General features: G+C 69.0%; 16 protein-coding genes and 1 pseudogene. 8 read left to right on the forward strand and 9 right to left on the reverse strand.

The window, feature by feature from the left end:
* Nucleotides 1–313: pseudogene (locus A9X03_RS30545) on the reverse strand (GTP-binding protein); the annotation flags it as partial.
* 32 nt (nt 314–345) lie between these two features.
* Here A9X03_RS30545 and A9X03_RS25940 point away from each other — a divergent pair.
* Entirely contained in the window at nt 346–945 is a 600-nt protein-coding gene (locus A9X03_RS25940; protein ID WP_067747526.1) for a type II toxin-antitoxin system PemK/MazF family toxin, read from the forward strand.
* An 18-nt stretch (nt 946–963) separates the two neighbouring features.
* On the opposite strand, the gene A9X03_RS25945 is transcribed toward A9X03_RS25940, so the two are convergent.
* On the reverse strand, nt 964–1,392 hold the full coding sequence (locus A9X03_RS25945; protein WP_067747652.1) for a CBS domain-containing protein: 429 nt from the start codon (nt 1,390–1,392) through the stop codon (nt 964–966).
* Between the two features lie 199 nt (nt 1,393–1,591).
* Here A9X03_RS25945 and A9X03_RS25950 point away from each other — a divergent pair, with 199 nt between their 5' ends.
* Nucleotides 1,592–2,431 (forward strand): ribonuclease Z, encoded by an 840-nt coding sequence (locus A9X03_RS25950; protein WP_067747518.1) that lies wholly within the window; start codon nt 1,592–1,594, stop codon nt 2,429–2,431.
* Between the two features lie 4 nt (nt 2,432–2,435).
* On the opposite strand, the gene A9X03_RS25955 is transcribed toward A9X03_RS25950, so the two are convergent.
* Genes A9X03_RS25955 through A9X03_RS25970 form a run of 4 tightly spaced genes read right to left on the reverse strand, consistent with a single transcriptional unit; the run spans nt 2,436 to nt 6,620 of the window.
* A complete protein-coding gene (locus A9X03_RS25955; protein WP_082971072.1) occupies nt 2,436–3,110 on the reverse strand; it encodes a hypothetical protein in 675 nt (224 codons plus the stop codon).
* Between the two features lie 23 nt (nt 3,111–3,133).
* Nucleotides 3,134–3,973 (reverse strand): transglutaminase family protein, encoded by an 840-nt coding sequence (locus tag A9X03_RS25960; protein WP_067756731.1) that lies wholly within the window; start codon nt 3,971–3,973, stop codon nt 3,134–3,136.
* Entirely contained in the window at nt 3,973–4,947 is a 975-nt protein-coding gene (locus A9X03_RS25965) for an alpha-E domain-containing protein (RefSeq protein WP_067756734.1), read from the reverse strand. Before A9X03_RS25965 ends, A9X03_RS25960 begins: the two co-directional genes overlap by 1 nt.
* Entirely contained in the window at nt 4,947–6,620 is a 1,674-nt protein-coding gene (locus A9X03_RS25970; protein WP_068263682.1) for a circularly permuted type 2 ATP-grasp protein, read from the reverse strand. The genes A9X03_RS25965 and A9X03_RS25970 overlap by 1 nt, the downstream gene beginning before the upstream one ends.
* 146 nt (nt 6,621–6,766) lie before the next feature.
* Between A9X03_RS25970 and rpsT the strand changes: the two genes are divergently transcribed.
* The gene (rpsT, locus tag A9X03_RS25975; protein ID WP_067756740.1) at nt 6,767–7,027 is read left to right on the forward strand and encodes a 30S ribosomal protein S20; all 261 of its coding nucleotides are present in this window, start codon (nt 6,767–6,769) and stop codon (nt 7,025–7,027) included.
* Between the two features lie 7 nt (nt 7,028–7,034).
* Here the strand turns inward: rpsT and holA are convergent, their stop codons facing one another.
* From holA to A9X03_RS25990, 3 genes are read right to left on the reverse strand one after another with little or no spacing between them, the layout of a single operon-like run.
* Nucleotides 7,035–7,985, reverse strand: coding sequence for a DNA polymerase III subunit delta (gene holA / locus A9X03_RS25980; RefSeq protein WP_156734813.1), 951 nt, complete (start codon nt 7,983–7,985; stop codon nt 7,035–7,037).
* A 44-nt stretch (nt 7,986–8,029) separates the two neighbouring features.
* Nucleotides 8,030–9,613: a ComEC/Rec2 family competence protein gene (locus A9X03_RS25985; protein WP_068263689.1), complete on the reverse strand. Its 1,584-nt coding sequence runs from the start codon at nt 9,611–9,613 to the stop codon at nt 8,030–8,032.
* Nucleotides 9,606–10,439, reverse strand: coding sequence for a ComEA family DNA-binding protein (locus A9X03_RS25990; RefSeq protein ID WP_068019083.1), 834 nt, complete (start codon nt 10,437–10,439; stop codon nt 9,606–9,608). The genes A9X03_RS25985 and A9X03_RS25990 overlap by 8 nt, the downstream gene beginning before the upstream one ends.
* Before the next feature lie 194 nt (nt 10,440–10,633).
* On the opposite strand from A9X03_RS25990, the gene A9X03_RS25995 reads away from it, so the two are divergent.
* The 5 genes from A9X03_RS25995 to A9X03_RS26015 all read left to right on the forward strand — a co-directional run bounded on the left by A9X03_RS25995 (nt 10,634) and on the right by A9X03_RS26015 (nt 15,057).
* Entirely contained in the window at nt 10,634–11,794 is a 1,161-nt protein-coding gene (locus A9X03_RS25995) for an acyl-CoA dehydrogenase family protein (protein ID WP_067752544.1), read from the forward strand.
* 7 nt (nt 11,795–11,801) lie between these two features.
* Nucleotides 11,802–12,908 (forward strand): acyl-CoA dehydrogenase family protein, encoded by a 1,107-nt coding sequence (locus A9X03_RS26000; RefSeq protein ID WP_067752536.1) that lies wholly within the window; start codon nt 11,802–11,804, stop codon nt 12,906–12,908.
* A 3-nt stretch (nt 12,909–12,911) separates the two neighbouring features.
* On the forward strand, nt 12,912–13,334 hold the full coding sequence (locus tag A9X03_RS26005) for a PPOX class F420-dependent oxidoreductase (protein WP_067752535.1): 423 nt from the start codon (nt 12,912–12,914) through the stop codon (nt 13,332–13,334).
* Between the two features lie 25 nt (nt 13,335–13,359).
* Nucleotides 13,360–14,418 (forward strand): dihydrodipicolinate reductase, encoded by a 1,059-nt coding sequence (locus A9X03_RS26010; protein WP_068263696.1) that lies wholly within the window; start codon nt 13,360–13,362, stop codon nt 14,416–14,418.
* A gap of 210 nt (nt 14,419–14,628) precedes the next feature.
* A complete protein-coding gene (locus A9X03_RS26015) occupies nt 14,629–15,057 on the forward strand; it encodes an MmpS family transport accessory protein (protein WP_067752531.1) in 429 nt (142 codons plus the stop codon).
* Nucleotides 15,058–15,126 lie beyond the last annotated feature (69 nt).

Consider the following 15,126-nt stretch of genomic DNA (forward strand, 5'->3'; position numbering starts at 1 on the left):
CACGTTCTGCGCCTTGATGGTGATCCCGCGCTCGCGCTCGATGTCCATCCGGTCCAGGTACTGCGCGCGCATCGATCGCTCGTCGACGACGCCGGTGAGCTGGAGCATCCGGTCCGCCAGCGTGGACTTGCCGTGATCGATGTGGGCGATGATGCAGAAGTTCCGAATCTGCGCCGGCGCGGTGAAGGTCTTGTCGGCGAAACTGCTGATGGGAATCTCCTGGTCTGGACATGCTCGCGGCGGCGTGAACGCCGGCTCAGTTGGTATGTCCAGGGTATCTAGGCGGGGTGCCCGAGACCTACTTGGACACAATCGCACCCGCACGCGCGCGTCTATGCTGCGAATATGGCGTCTGCCCGCAAATCCCAGTGGAAGACGTTCCAGCGGTTTGCCGAGAACCTGGTCTTCGATCGGGCCCCGCGGCTGGCCCGGCACGTGCAGAACTCGCAGACGGTGCTGCGAGAACTGCAGCAGGCCGTCAAGATCACCGCGAACGTCATCGCGGCCGCCGCGCCGCAACCGCCGGCCGTCACCGCGGGCCGCCCGGTGACCAGCACGAGCTTCCCCACCGGCCAGCGGGCGCGCAAGCTGGTCTACGCCCCGGACCTCGACGGTCGAGCCGATCCCGGCGAGATCGTGTGGACGTGGGTCGTCTACGAAGACGATCCGACCCGCGGCAAGGACCGGCCGGTGCTCGTCGTGGGGCGGGACCGTCGGGTGTTGCTGGGGTTGATGCTGTCCAGCCAGGAGCGCCACGCCGAGGACCGGGACTGGGTCCGGATCGGCTCCGGGGCGTGGGACTACGAGGGCAGGCCCAGCTGGGTCAGGCTGGACCGGGTGCTCGACGTGCCGGAGGAAAGCATTCGCCGCGAGGGCGCGATTCTGGATCGGGAGATCTTCGACCTGGTGGCCGAGCGGTTGCGCGCCGACTACTCGTGGAGCTAGGCGCCTGTCGCGCGGCGCTCAGCCCTGCGTGATGTAGGACTGCAGCTGCTGGTGCTCGGCCTCGAGTTCTTCCATCCGGGTCTTCACCACGTCGCCGATGCTGACGATGCCGATCAGCTTCTTGCCGTCGAGCACCGGGACGTGACGCACCCGGTTCTTGGTCATCAGCACGCTCAGCGAATCCACCGTGTCGGCCTTTGTGCAGGTCGCGACGGTAGCGGTCATGATCTTCGAGATCGGGCGTGACAGCACGCTGGCGCCATGGGTGTGCAGCTGACGCACGACGTCGCGCTCGGAGACGATGCCGACGACGCCCTCGTCGCCTACCACCACCATGGCGCCGATGTTCTGCTCGGCGAGGCCCGCGAGCAGCTCTTTGACCGTCGCCTCGGGATTGATGGTCACCACCGCCGCGCCCTTGTTCCGCAAGACGTCTGCAATCCGCATCAAGGCCTCCAGCTGGTTGTGATCGGCTTCACACCAGGCTACGGCTAACTCGCGCGGCGCAAAAGCCATGGCGAGAACCGGTAGCCGATCCGTGTCCATACCCTGACGTCGGCGTTCGAAACCGGCCCGCGCCGCCGCGCCGGGTCTGATCGAGCGATTGGCCCACCTGCGCGGGGCTGGGGCTTGCAAGATAAGGGCCATGATCGAGATCACGCTGCTCGGGACCGGAAGCCCGATCCCCGACCCAAACCGCGCCGGGCCGTCGACTCTGGTGCGGGCCGGCGGGCAGGTATTTCTGGTGGACTGCGGCCGCGGTGTGTTGCAGCGCGCGGCGGCGGTCGGCGTGGGCGCGGCGGGATTGTCGGCGCTGCTGATCACCCATCTGCACAGCGACCACATCGGAGACCTCGGTGATCTCCTGATCACCCGCTGGATCAGCACCTTCGCGCCCGATCCGGCGCCGCTGCCGATCATCGGGCCGCCCGGGATAGCGGAGACGGTCGAGGCCACGCTGCACGCGTTCCGCCACGACATCGAGTACCGGCTCGCCCACCACGCCGACCTGAACGCCCCGCCGGCGGTCGAGGTCCACGAATGCACCGGCGGGGCGGTGTGGGACCGCGATGGCGTGTCGATCCGCGTCGCGCCGACCGATCACCGGCCGGTGGCGCCAACGATCGGGTTTCGCGTCGACTACGGGACGGCGTCGGTGGTGCTCGCCGGGGACACGGTCCCCTGCGCGGGCCTCGACGAGCTGGCCGCGGGAGCCGGCGCGCTGGTGCACACCGTGATCCGCAAGGACATCGTCGCCAACATCCCGCAACAACGGCTGCAGGACATCTGCGACTACCACTCGTCCGTAGAAGAGGCGGCGGAAACCGCCGCACGCGCGGGGGTCGGCACCCTCGTCATGACGCACTACGTGCCGGCGCTGGTGCCGGGCCAAGAAGAACAGTGGCGGGCGCTGGCGGCATCGCGGTTCGGCGGGCGGATCGAGCTCGGCGACGACCTGCATCGCGTCGAGATCGACTCCCCGTAACTCCTCATTCCCGAATGTCATTGCGCCGCAACGGCAGCAGCGCCCCGGCCAGCACCAGCCAAGACAGCGCCAGCACCCGCGCGATTGGCAGGATCACGCCCAGATCCGGCCAGATCATCACCCCGAGCGCCGCTTCGGCGAGGGCGGCGGTTACCAGGCCGGCCCAGGCGACCGGCCTCGGGAGCACCCCCAGGTTCAGCGAGGTTGCCGCCATCGCGGCCACCAGCAGACCCAGGGCGACGATATGCCCCGGGCCGCCGACGAGGAACACCAGCAAGTACAGGACCCGGACCAACGGCGCGTCCGCGGCGACTCCGGGCTGCGACAGCGGCCAGGCCAACAATCCGCACAGCCCCAGCGCGCCGGCCGCCAAGATGCCCCCCGTCAGCGCGATCGCGGCTCCCGGCCCGCCCGCCCCGAGGCGCCGCAGCCGCACGCCCACCGTCGCGGCGTAGACGGCCAGGGGGACCGACGACGCGAACGTCGCAACCGCGACGACGCGCCCGGCGACCGGCTGCGCGCGGACGTAGGCCACGACCGCGGCCGCCGGCCCATACGGCAACGGCATCACGCCGCCCAGGCCGACGCCGACGGCGATCCCGCCGAAGAGCAGCGTCACGCACAGCGTCGAAAGCAGCGGCAACGAGAAGCCGGCGGGCCGGCGCCCGCTGTAGTCCATGCGTGCACGCTATGCCCGGACGGCTAAGCCAGCCGGGTGACCTCCACGACGACGTCGAGATCGGTCGCACCCTCTCCGGAGTAGATGCCCTTCAGGGGTGGAACGTCGGTGTAGTCGCGGCCGGCGCCCACGCTGACGTACTGCTCGGAGATCTCGGTCTCGTTGGTCGGGTCGTAGCTCCACCACCCCCCGGTCCACGCCTGAATCCAGGCGTGGCTGCGCCCGTCCACCGTGTCCCCGACGACGGCGTGGCGCTTGGGATGCAGATAACCCGACACGTAATGCGCCGGAATCCCCATGGCGCGCAACAACATCAGCGAAAGGTGTACGAAGTCCTGACACACACCCTTGCCCGCGTTCAACGCGTCCAGCCCCGACGAGTGCACGCTGGTGGTGCCCGGCAAGTAGTCCAGCTCGCCGCGCACCCAGTGCGCCGCGGCGGCGACGGCCTCGGCGGGCTGGTGCGCCTTGGCGATCTTCTTGGCTATGGAGACAACCTTTTTGCTCGCCGGGGTGTGCGCGGTGGGGCGCAGCAACTCGTCGAACCGATCGATCACCGCCGCGGATCGCAGATCGTCCCAGCCGACGTCGGTCACCGCCGGTTCCGGCTGCTCGGTCTCGACCACCGAGGACGACGTCACGGTGAGATCGGTGTGCGGCGCGTGCAGATCGAACGCCGTCACCGCGGTGCCCCAATAGTCGATGTAGCGGTAGGACCGGGTGGCCGGGATCGTCTCGACGCGATTGAGGATGACGTTCTGCCTGGTGTTCGACCGCGGGGTCAGCCGCGCCTCGTTGTAGGAGGCGGTCACCGCCGACTGGTAGGCGTATCCGGTGGTGTGCACCACCCGCAGCCGCCACATCAGGCGTCCCCCTGCCTGCTGACCAGCCGGCGGTCGGCGGCATCCGACCACGCCACCCACGGAGTGACGTGAAAGTACTGCACGGACAACGCTTCTCCGACGTCGCGACACGTTCGCTGCAGTCCGGCCAAGCGGCTCTCCAGCGACTCCAGCAGCACACCGGGTTGCACGAATTCCAGCTCGCTGCGGGCCTGCCCGAGCAACCGCTGCGCCTCCCCCGTGGCCCCGATGCGGCTCTGGCGGTTGTGCAGCAGTTCGTCGAGGTTGTGTTCGGCCAGCCGCAGCGAATAGAACACCGAACGCGGGAACAGCCGGTCGAGCAGCATGAACTCGACCACGCGGCTGGCGTCGAGCACGCCGCGATAGGTGCGCAGGTAGGTGTCGTGCGCGCCCGCGGAGCGCAGCAACGTCACCCACGCCGGGGAGGAAGCGCTGTCCCCCACCCGCGAAAGCAACAGCCGCACCGTCATGTCGATCCGCTCGATCGCACGGCCCAGCACCATGAAGCGGTACCCGTCGTCGCGTGACAACGTCGAGTCGGCCAGCCCGGCGAACATCGCCGCGCGCCCCTCGATGTAGGACAGGAATTCATGGGGCCCAAGGCGTTTGGCCGCGCGCTCGCGTTCGGCCAGGGCATGATAGGTGCCGTTGAGGCACTCCCAGATCTCGCTGGAGGTGACCTCCCGTGCCGACTTCGCATTTTCCCGCGCCGCCGTGATCGCGTCGACGATCGATGAACCGCCCGAGGCATTGGTGCTGAAGGCCACCAGGTCGGTCAATGACCACACGTCCAGGTCGTGGCTCGGGGGATCGATCCCGAGCACCCGCAGCAGCAGCCGAGACGTCTGGTCCGGGTCGACGCTGGAATCCTCGAGCAGCTGGTGCAGCACCACGTCGAGGATGCGGGCGGTGTCGTCGGCGCGCTCGACATAGCGGCCGATCCAGAACAGCGCCTCGGCGTTGCGGGCCAGCATCAGCGCCTCCTCCGCCGCTGCTGTTGCTGAAGCTGCTGTTCCTGGGGTGATTCCGTGGTCAGGGACTGGGTTTGCGTCAGCCGCGGCGCGCCGTCCACCTCCGGGTCGGGCATCGACTCCGGCAGCGAGCGCACCACTTCCGCGGCGCCGAGCTCGTGGTCGCCGGCCGAGGTCCGCGACGCCAGCACCCAGGTGTCCTTCGAGCCGCCACCCTGGCTGGAGTTGACCACCCGCGAGCCCTCGACCAGGGCGACCCGGGTCAGCCCGCCGGGCAGCACCCACACGTCGTCGCCGTCGTTGACCGCGAAAGGCCGCAGGTCGACGTATCGCGGCGCGAGCGTGTTTCCGATCTGCGTCGGCACGGTCGACAGCTCCATCATCGGCTGGGCGATCCAGCTGCGCGGATCGTCGCGAACCTTCTTGGCGACCGTGGCCAACTCCTTCTCGGAGGCTTCCGGCCCGAACACGATGCCGTACCCGCCGGACCCTTCGACCGGCTTGAGCACCAACTCGTCGATCCGGTCCAGCACCTCTTCGCGTTCGTCGTCGAGCCAGCACCGGTAGGTCTCGACGTTGGCCAGCAACGGCTTCTCACCCAGGTAGTACTCGATCATGGTCGGCACATAGGTGTAGACGAGCTTGTCGTCGCCAACACCATTGCCGATGGCGCTGGACACGACGACGTTGCCGGCGCGCGCGGCGTTGACCAGGCCTGCCACGCCCAGCACCGAGTCGGCCCGGAACTGGAGCGGGTCCAGGAAGGCGTCGTCGATGCGCCGGTAGATGACGTCGACCTGCACCTCCCCTTCGGTCGTGCGCATGTACACCTGGTTGTCCCGGCAGAACAGGTCGCGACCTTCCACGAGCTCGACGCCCATCTGGCGGGCCAGCAGCGAGTGCTCGAAGTAGGCCGAGTTGTACACACCGGGGGTCAGCACCACCACCGTGGGGTCGGCCTCGTTGGTGGCCGCGGAATTGCGCAGGGCCCGCAGCAGGTGGGACGCGTAGTCGTCGACCGCACGCACCCGGTGGGTGGCGAACAGATTCGGAAAGACCCGCGCCATGGTCCGCCGGTTCTCCATGACGTACGACACCCCGGAGGGCGAACGCAGGTTGTCCTCGAGGACGCGGAAATTCCCCTTCTCGTCGCGAATCAGGTCGATGCCGGCGACGTGGATGCGCACGCCGTTGGGCGGGACGATGCCCATCGCCTCGCGGTGGAAATGCTCGCAGGAGGTGATCAGGCGGCGCGGGATGATGTCGTCGTTGAGGATCTCCTGGTCGCCGTAGATGTCGTCGAGATACATCTCGAGGGCCTTGACGCGCTGGATGATGCCGCGCTCCAACCGGCTCCATTCGGCGGCCGAGATGACCCGGGGAACCAGGTCGAGCGGAAAAGGCCGCTCCTGGCCCGACAGCGAGAACGTGATGCCCTGGTCGATGAACGCGCGGCCCAGGGCGTCGGCGCGCGCCTTGAGCTCCGAGGCGTCCGACGGGGCGAGCTCGGTGTAGATGCCCTTGTAGGGTCCCCGCACGGCGCCATGCGCATCGAACATCTCGTCGAAGGCCATCGCGTACACGTCCGACGACGTGTTGTATCCGCCGAAAATGCGCTCGCTGCGCGCGGCGCGCAAACTCCCCCTGGTTTCCTCAAGCTGACTCGGAAGACTCACGGTGTTAGATGCTGCCTCAAATTGACGTTATGGCAGGCCACGGGTTCCCGTTTTGGGAGAAAACGTAACCGACTGATAACCTGGGCAGTCGCCGTGGTGGTATCCGGCGCCCCAAGCAAACGTCGAATCGCAGAAGGAACTAAAGCGTGGCCAACATCAAGTCGCAGCAGAAGCGCAATCGCACCAACGAGCGCGCTCGACTGCGCAACAAGTCGGTGAAGTCGTCGCTTCGCACCGCCGTCCGCGCGTTCCGCGAGGCCGCCCACGCCGGCGACAAAGAGAAGGCCACGGAGTTGCTCGCGGCGACCACCCGCAAGCTGGACAAAGCGGCCAGCAAGGGCGTGATCCACAAGAATCAGGCGGCCAACAAGAAGTCCGCCCTGGCGCGCGCGCTCAACAAGCTCTGAGCCCCGCTCACCGGGTTCGGTTGGCGGCCAGCTCGGCCACCGTCCTGACCGCCGACTCCAGCGCGTAATCGGCGTCCGCGACGGCGCCCTTGACGTTGGCGTTGAGCGTCGCCACCACCTTCATCGCCGCCGCCACGCTGTCACGCGACCAGTACCGCGCCTGCTTCTGGGCCTTTTGCACCCGCCACGGGGGCATGCCCAGCTGGGACGCGAGCCGATAAGGGTCGCCCGAAAGCGGCCCGACCCGCCCGATCGTGTGGATGGCTTCGGCCAGCGCGTCGGCCAGCACCACCAGTGGCTCACCGCGCAGCATCGCCCACCGCAGCGCCTCGACGGCGCCCGCGACGTCGCCGGCCACCGCCTTGTCCGCGATGTCGAAGCCCTTCACTTCGGCTTTGCCGCTGTGGTAGCGGCGGACCGCGGCGGCGTCGACGACGCCGCCGGTGTCGGCGACCAACTGCGAACAGGCCGCCGCAAGCTCCCGCACGTCGGAGCCGACCGCGTCCAGCATCGCCGTCACGGTCTCCTCGTCGACCTTCACCCGCAACGCCCGAAACTCCTTGCGGACGAAGTCGACCCGCTCGCTGACCTTCGTGATCCGCGCGCACGGGTGTACGACGGCGCCGAGCGACTGCAACTCACTGGCCAGCGCCTTGGCCCGCCCTCCCCCCGAGTGCACCACCACCAGCATCGTGCCCATCGGAACGTCGGCCGCGGCGGAGGCGATCACCGCAGCCGCCTCCTTGCCCGCTTCCCCGGCCGCCTCCAGGACGACGATCCGCTCGTCGCCGAACAGCGACGGGCTCAGCAGTTCGGCGAGCTCATAGGTGCTGACGTCACCCGCCCGCATGCGGCTGACGGGAACGTCCTCGACGCCGGCCCGCTGGCGGGCCGACCGCAGCACGTCGGCCACCGCCCGCTCGACCAGCAGCTCCTCGTCTCCCAGCACCAGGTGCAACGGCGAATCGTCGCTCACCCCACGATGGTGTCACGACCGACCGACTAGACCGCCCCGGGATCCAGCAGGTCGGACAACCACCAAGCCAGCGCGCAGAGGGCGGCCGCGGCGCCGAGCCAGCGCCTTCCGCGCCGCCGCGCGACCACCACGACGATCAGCACGGTCACCGCGGCGACGAGCAGCACCCCGGGCATACCGGACGGCACGGGCACCGTCGCCGCGGGCGCGCCGGCCGACCAACGGGCCACCCGCACCACCCACCACAGCTCGGGGCCGGTGAAGCGGATCAGCAAATGGGCGCCCGCGGCCCATGCCACGCTCAACACGGCGGCGGCGCTGCCCAGCACCGTGATCGGCGCAATGACGGGTGCCGCCGCCAGGTTGGCGGCCATCGCCACCAGGCTGACCCGCCCGGAGATGCCGGCCACCAACGGGGCGGTCACCATGTGTGCGGCCGCCGCGATCGACAGCGCGTCGGCCAACGGTTTGGGGCATCCCCTGCCCGCAAGGCGCCGCGACCAGCCCGGCGCGATGACGACCAACGCGGCGGTCGCGGCCACCGACAGCGCGAAGCCCACGTCGACGGCCAGTTGTGGGGCCAACGCGAGCAGGCCCAGCACCGTGGCGCATAACGCCGGAATGGCTTGGCGGTGCCGCGAAGTCAGGACCCCGGCCAGCGCGATGGCGCCCATCACGGCCGCCCGCAGCACGCTCGCCGTCGGCTGCACGACGACGACAAACGCGACCAGGGCCAGCCCGGCCAGGACGACGGCCGCCCGCGGTCCGACCACGCGCGCCGAGAACAGCACGGCCCCGCAGACGATGGTCACGTTGGCGCCCGACACCGCCATCAGGTGCGTCATGCCCGCCGCCCGAAAGTCGCGGTCCGTCTCGGCGGTGACCGCCGAGGTGTCACCCAGGACGAGGGCCGGCAGCATCGCCGCCTGCTCGGCGGGCAGCGTGCCGCGCACCGCGGCGGCGAACCGACCGCGCACGGTGTGGGCCGCCCGCTGCACGGCGCCCGCGGTGCCCATGGTCGGGCGGCCCGAGGCGTTGAGCACCGCGACGGTGAGGTCGCGGCGGGTCGGGTGTCCGATCCGCGCCGTGAACCGCACCGGCCGGCCCACCATCAGCCCATCGCCGTCGGATTCGAAGTCCGGGGCGCGCGCGAAGACGACGACCCGGCCCGAGATCTGATCGTCGCGCAGGCGCTGCATCGTGGCCCGGAACATGAGCCGCCCGCGGCCCAACGACACCGGGCTTTCGCTAGGGGTGACCGTCACCGGGGCGGCGGTCCCGAACGCGGCCGTGATCGGGTGACGCTCTACCGCTTCGGCGCGTAACGCCACCGCCAAGCCGAATCCCGCACCGGTGACGCCGACCGCGGACAGGCCGACGGCGACGGCCCGCAGCCGACCGGTTCCGTCCGATCGAGCCACGGCGCTCCAGGCCAGCAGGCCGGAGACGGCGGCCAACACCACACAGCACGCCGCCACCGGCCTGCCGATCGGCCACCAGATGCCGGCGGCGGTCACCACCCAGCAGGTGAGCGCGGCCGGTACCAGGCGTGCATCGAGGCGCGCCGCGGCCGATTCGCCGGGGCACGGCTGGTCGTGGTTGTCAGACACGGACCAGGGCGCGCAGCTTCTCCAGGCGCGCCGGGCCGATGCCGTCGACGTCGGCGAGCTGGTCGACGCTGGTGAATTTGCCGTTCGCCTGCCGCCAGGCGACGATCGCCGCGGCGGTGACCGGTCCGACGCCGGGCAGCGTGTCCAAATCCTCCGCGGTCGCGGTGTTGAGGTCGAGCACCGCATCCGCCTTCGGCTTCACCGAACCCGTCCCGGGCCGCGGCGGCTTCGACGTCGGTGTCGAACCGGCAGCCACCGAGCTGCCCAACGCCGTCGGCTGCCCGGGGCCGGGGGCCAGCCCGACGACGATCTGCTCGCCGTCGCCGAGCGGGCGCGCCATGTTCAACCCGACGGTGTCCGCGCCGTTCACCGCGCCGCCCGCCGCCTGCAGCGCGTCCGCGACCCGCGCGCCGGGCGCCAGGGTGACCAACCCGGGGCTGTGCACCAGGCCCACCACGCTCACCACCACGGGCCGGTCGGGCCCGGGGGTCTCCGACGGCTTTGGACCGGCCGTCGACCCCTTCTCCACCGGCGGCAGCTTCGCCGACATCACCGGCGCCGGCCGGTCGTGAAGCAGCGTGAACACCGTCACCAGGACGGCCAGCGCGGCCACGATCGCCAATCCGATGGCGCCGGTCCGCCCCGGGTCGGCGCGCAGCCTGGCCATCCAGCCTCGATCCGGGGACGCGTCCGGCAGCCAACGTGGCAGCAGCGAATTCTGGTCCTCGTCCGCCGCCGGTGACATCGACTCCGCGCCGTCGGGCTCGGCGTCCGGTTCGGCACCGAGTCGCCGCTGGAGGCGCTCGGCGGGAAGTTCTGTCCGCATGCGCCGACCGTAGGTGCGGCGACCGCCAGCTGGGCCCCGCCGGGCGGCGCCGCGACCGGCAACTGTGGACTAAACCGAGGCTGTGCACAACCGCTCTACGCGATGGGTCAATATGGAACCAAGAACGCATCGCCAGAACCGGGCATCCATCCGACGCTGGTGGCCACGTTCACCCCCGACGACAGGAGGCCGCCGTGCAACTGGCGCTCACACCGGAGGAAGCCGCGTTCCGCGACGAACTCCGCACGATCTACACCACGAAGATCCCGGAAGAACTGCGCGAGCGGGTGCGCAAGGGCTCGGCAGAGGTGAACCACGACGACATCGTCACCAGCCACAAGATTCTGCACGAGCACGGCCTTGCGGTGCCGAACTGGCCGGTCGAGTGGGGCGGCAAGGACTGGACACCCACCCAGCACCAGATCTGGGCCGACGAGATGCAGCTGGCGTGCGTCCCCGAGCCGCTCAACTTCAACACCAAGATGGTCGGTCCGGTGATCGCCGAATTCGGTTCGGAGGAAGTCAAACAGCGCTTCCTGCCGCCGACGGCGAGCCTCGACATCTGGTGGTGCCAGGGCTTCTCCGAGCCGGAGGCGGGTTCGGACCTGGCGTCGCTGCGCACCACCGCGGTGCGGGACGGCGACAGCTACGTCGTCAACGGCCAGAAGACCTGGACCACGCTGGGCCAGTACGCGGACTGGATCTTCTGTTTGGTGCGCACCGACCCGCAGGCGCCCAAGCGTCAGGCCGGCATCTCGTTCCTGCTGTTCGACATGAAGACGCCGGGCGTCACACTGCGGCCCATCAAGACGATCGACGGCGGCCACGAGGTCAACGAGATCTTCTTCGAAGACGTCCGAGTGCCCGCGAATCAGCTTGTTGGAGAAGAGAATAAGGGCTGGACGTACGCGAAGTTCCTGCTGGGCAACGAGCGCACCGGCATCGCGGGCGTGGGCCGGACAAAGGTGCGCCTCGCCGAGGTGAAGAAACACGCCGCCGCCACCGGGGTGCTCGAAGATCCCCTGTTCGCCGCGCGGCTGGCCGAAGCCGAAAACGAGCTGCTGGCACTGGAACTCACGCAGTCGCGGGTGGTCACCGACTCCGCGAACGGACAGCCCAACCCGGCGTCGTCGGTGCTCAAGCTGCGCGGCAGCCAGCTGCAACAGGTGGCCACCGAACTGCTCGTCGAGGTGGCCGGCCCCGACGCGTTGCCGGCCGACGGCGAGGACATCTCGTCGCCGTCCTGGGCACAGCACAGCGCGCCGCACTACCTCAACTACCGCAAGACGTCGATCTACGGCGGCAGCAATGAAGTGCAACGCAACATCATCGCGTCCACCATCCTGGGATTGTGAGGCAGCCATGGACTTTCAGCTGAGCGACGAGCAAGGCCTGCTCCGCGACACGACGCGCGAACTGCTGGCGCGCACCTACGACCCGGAAAGCCGCAACAAGATCATCGACTCCGATCTCGGGTGGAGCCGCGAGGTGTGGAGTCAGCTCGCCGACACCGGCATCCTCGGCCTCGGCTTCGACCCCGACGAGTCGGGCCAGATCGAGATCGCGGTCGTGCTCACCGAAATCGGGCGCCGGCTCGCCCCGGAACCGGTCCTGCATGCCGCGCTCGGGCCCGGCGCGCTGATCGCCGAGTTGGGCAGCGAGGAGCAGAAGCAACTGCTCGACGAGGTCGCGGGCGGACAGCGGTTGCTGGCGTTCGCCCACCTGGAACCGGGCCAGCGCAAACCGTCCGCCGACGTGGCCACCAAGGCTGCGCGCCAAGGCGATTCGTGGACACTGAGCGGACGGAAGAACCCGGTGCTGGCCGGCGACTCCGCCGACACCCTGGTGGTCAGCGCCGCCCTGCCGGACGGCGGCACCGGGCTGTTCCTGGTCGACGCGGCGACGGTCACCAGGCATCCGTACCCGACGTTCGACGGACAACGCGGCGCCCAGATCGATCTGGACTCCACTCCGGCCGAACCCCTGGGGGAAGCGGCGGACGCGGCGCAGGCCATCCGCGGTGCCGTCATCCGCATCCAGTCGGGGCTGTGCGCCGAAGCGGTCGGAGCGATGGAGGAAGCGCTGCGACTCACGACCGATTACCTGAAGACCCGCAAGCAGTTCGGGGTCACGCTCAACAAATTCCAGGCGCTCACCCAGCGGGCCGCCGACATGTACGTCTCGCTGGAACTGGCCCGCAGCATGAGCCTCTACGCGTCGATGTCGATCGCCGACGGCAACCTGGACCCGGTGATCGCCTCGCGCGCCAAGTTGCAGATCGGCCGCGCGGGCCGGCACATCGCGCAGGAATCGATCCAGCTGCACGGCGGAATCGGCGTGACCGCCGAATATCCGGTGGCCCACTATGCGGCCCGGCTCACCGCGATCGAGCACACCCTGGGCACCTCCGGCGAACACCTGCACACTCTGATCGACCACATCGGCGACTACGACTTGGTCCGGCTCTAGCCGATGACAGAGCTGTCCGACAGGGTTGTCTCCTTCCTGTCAGCCGGCACCCGCACCGGGATGCTGGGGTACGTCACCGCCGACGGCCGGCCGCTGGTGACGCCGGTGTGGTTCGTCGTCGACGATGGGCAGCTGGCGTTCACCACGGGCCGTGACACGTCGAAAGGCCGTGCCCTGGCGCGTGATCCACGAACGGTGATCTGCGTCGACGATCCTCATCCGCCGTATTCGTTCGTTCAGGTGCAGGGCGTCGCGGCGGTCGGTGACGACCCGGCCGACGTGTTGGACATCGCCACCAGGACCGGCGCGCGGTACATGGGCGCCGATCGCGCCGAGGAATTCGGCCGCCGCAACGCCGTTTCCGGCGAGCTCGTGGTGCGGCTGCGTCCCACCAAGGTGATCGCCGGCTTCGATATCAGCGACTGAGTTTCCACCCGTCAAAGGAGACGCGATGAGCAAGCCACCGACCGACCGTCCGCTCAAGGTGATCCAGTGGACCACCGGGAACATCGGGCGGCGTTCCCTGCACGCCATCATCGGCAGGCCGGACATGGAGCTGGTCGGGGTGTACGCGCACGGGGCGGACAAGGTCGGCGTGGATGCCGCCGAACTGGCCGGCCGGCCGGAACCGACGGGCGTGCAAGCGACCAACGACATCGACGCGCTACTCGCCCTGGGCGCCGATGCCTGTTGCTATAACCCGTTGTGGCCCAACGTCGATGAACTGGTCCGGTTGCTGGAATCCGGCGTCAACGTGTGCTCCAGCGCGGCGTGGATCACCGGGGGCAAGCAGCCGCCCGAGGACCGCGAGCGCATCGCCGACGCCTGCAAGCGGGGCGGTTCGACCATCTTCGGCAGCGGCGCCCACCCGGGCATGACCAACATGGTGGGCATGGTCCTGTCCGGTGCCTGCGAACGCGTCGACGAGATCCGCATCACCGAGTCGGTGGACTGCTCGACCTACGAATCGGCGGAAACCCAGACGGCGATGGGCTTCTCGCAGGACCCCGATACTCCTGGGCTGGCCGAAAGCGTGCGGCGCGAAAGCGAGGTCTTTGCCGAATCGGCCGCCATGATGGCCGACGCGATCGGGGCGAAGCTGGACCGGATGACGTTCGACGTCACCTTCACCGCCGCCACCGGCGATTCCGATCTGGGCTTCATGACGATTCCCGCGGGAACGGTGGGCGGGGTTTATGGCTACCACCGCGGCTGGGAGGGCGACCGCAACGTGGTCAGCGTCGGGTTCAACTGGACCATGGGCGATCACGTGGTGCCGCCCAAACCGCTGGAGCACGGCCACGTCATCCAGGTGTACGGGCTGCCCAACATGCGCACCGTCCTGCATTGCCTGCCACCCAAGGATTGGACTGAGCCGGGGTTCATGGGATTGGGAATGATCTACACGGCCATGCCCGTCACGAACGCGGTCCCGGCCGTGGTGGCCGCCGGGCCCGGGATCGTCACGCTGGCCGATCTGCCCCCGGTCACCGGCCGCGTGGCCCGCTAGGCCCGACCCCATATGCAGTTCGCCACATCGAAGGCCCCCGGAGGAACGCTTGCGTGCACTAAGGTTTAGAGTGCTTAGCTGAGCAAATAGTCGGGAAGACAGCGATGTCGTCGACGACGTTGGTGAGCTTTGCGGCAATGCCCGGACGGCGGGTGAGCGGAAGGCGGTCAGGTGGTGGCTGGTCACGACTCGGGTCCACGTACCGGCACCATGACCCGTGTGCTCAAGCGGGCGTGGATACCACTGTTGTTGGTGGTCGTGCTGGCCGTTTCGGCGTTGATCGTGTCACGGCTCCACAGGATCTTCGGCTCTCAAGACCTCAACGCGAACGCCGGCAAGGGGATCGAAATCGTGCAGTTCAATCCGAAGGTCGTCGTCTACGACATCACCGGCCCGCCCGGGGCCACCGCCAACATCAACTACTGGGACGAGAACGCCAACACCCACCAGGTGAACGCGGCACCGCTGCCGTGGTCGACCACCATCTCGACGACCTTGCCATCGGTCAGCGCCAACATCATGGCGCAGAGCGACAGCGGTGAGATCAGCTGCAAGATCACCGTGGACGGCGTCGTGCGCGAACAGCGGAGTTCCGACGGCCACAACGCGCAGACCTTCTGCCTGGTGAAGTCCGCATGAGCAACACGAGCAACGAGACCCAGCGTGACCTGAGCGCGGCCGACACCGGCCCGATCAGCACCAGGGGCC

The organism is Mycobacterium sp. E1715 (genome assembly GCF_001667625.1).
GTDB lineage: Bacteria > Actinomycetota > Actinomycetes > Mycobacteriales > Mycobacteriaceae > Mycobacterium.

Coding starts and splice junctions, on each gene's coding strand:
- A9X03_RS25965 (WP_067756734.1), bottom strand. CDS start 4,947: ATGCTGGCCCGCAACGCCGAGGCGCTGTTCTGGATCGGCCGCTATGTC.
- A9X03_RS25945 (WP_067747652.1), bottom strand. CDS start 1,392: ATGCGGATTGCAGACGTCTTGCGGAACAAGGGCGCGGCGGTGGTGACC.
- A9X03_RS25940 (WP_067747526.1), top strand. CDS start 346: ATGGCGTCTGCCCGCAAATCCCAGTGGAAGACGTTCCAGCGGTTTGCC.
- A9X03_RS25990 (WP_068019083.1), bottom strand. CDS start 10,439: ATGCGGACAGAACTTCCCGCCGAGCGCCTCCAGCGGCGACTCGGTGCC.
- A9X03_RS25955 (WP_082971072.1), bottom strand. CDS start 3,110: ATGGACTACAGCGGGCGCCGGCCCGCCGGCTTCTCGTTGCCGCTGCTT.
- A9X03_RS26010 (WP_068263696.1), top strand. CDS start 13,360: ATGAGCAAGCCACCGACCGACCGTCCGCTCAAGGTGATCCAGTGGACC.
- A9X03_RS26015 (WP_067752531.1), top strand. CDS start 14,629: ATGACCCGTGTGCTCAAGCGGGCGTGGATACCACTGTTGTTGGTGGTC.
- A9X03_RS25950 (WP_067747518.1), top strand. CDS start 1,592: ATGATCGAGATCACGCTGCTCGGGACCGGAAGCCCGATCCCCGACCCA.
- A9X03_RS25960 (WP_067756731.1), bottom strand. CDS start 3,973: ATGTGGCGGCTGCGGGTGGTGCACACCACCGGATACGCCTACCAGTCG.
- A9X03_RS26000 (WP_067752536.1), top strand. CDS start 11,802: ATGGACTTTCAGCTGAGCGACGAGCAAGGCCTGCTCCGCGACACGACG.
- A9X03_RS26005 (WP_067752535.1), top strand. CDS start 12,912: ATGACAGAGCTGTCCGACAGGGTTGTCTCCTTCCTGTCAGCCGGCACC.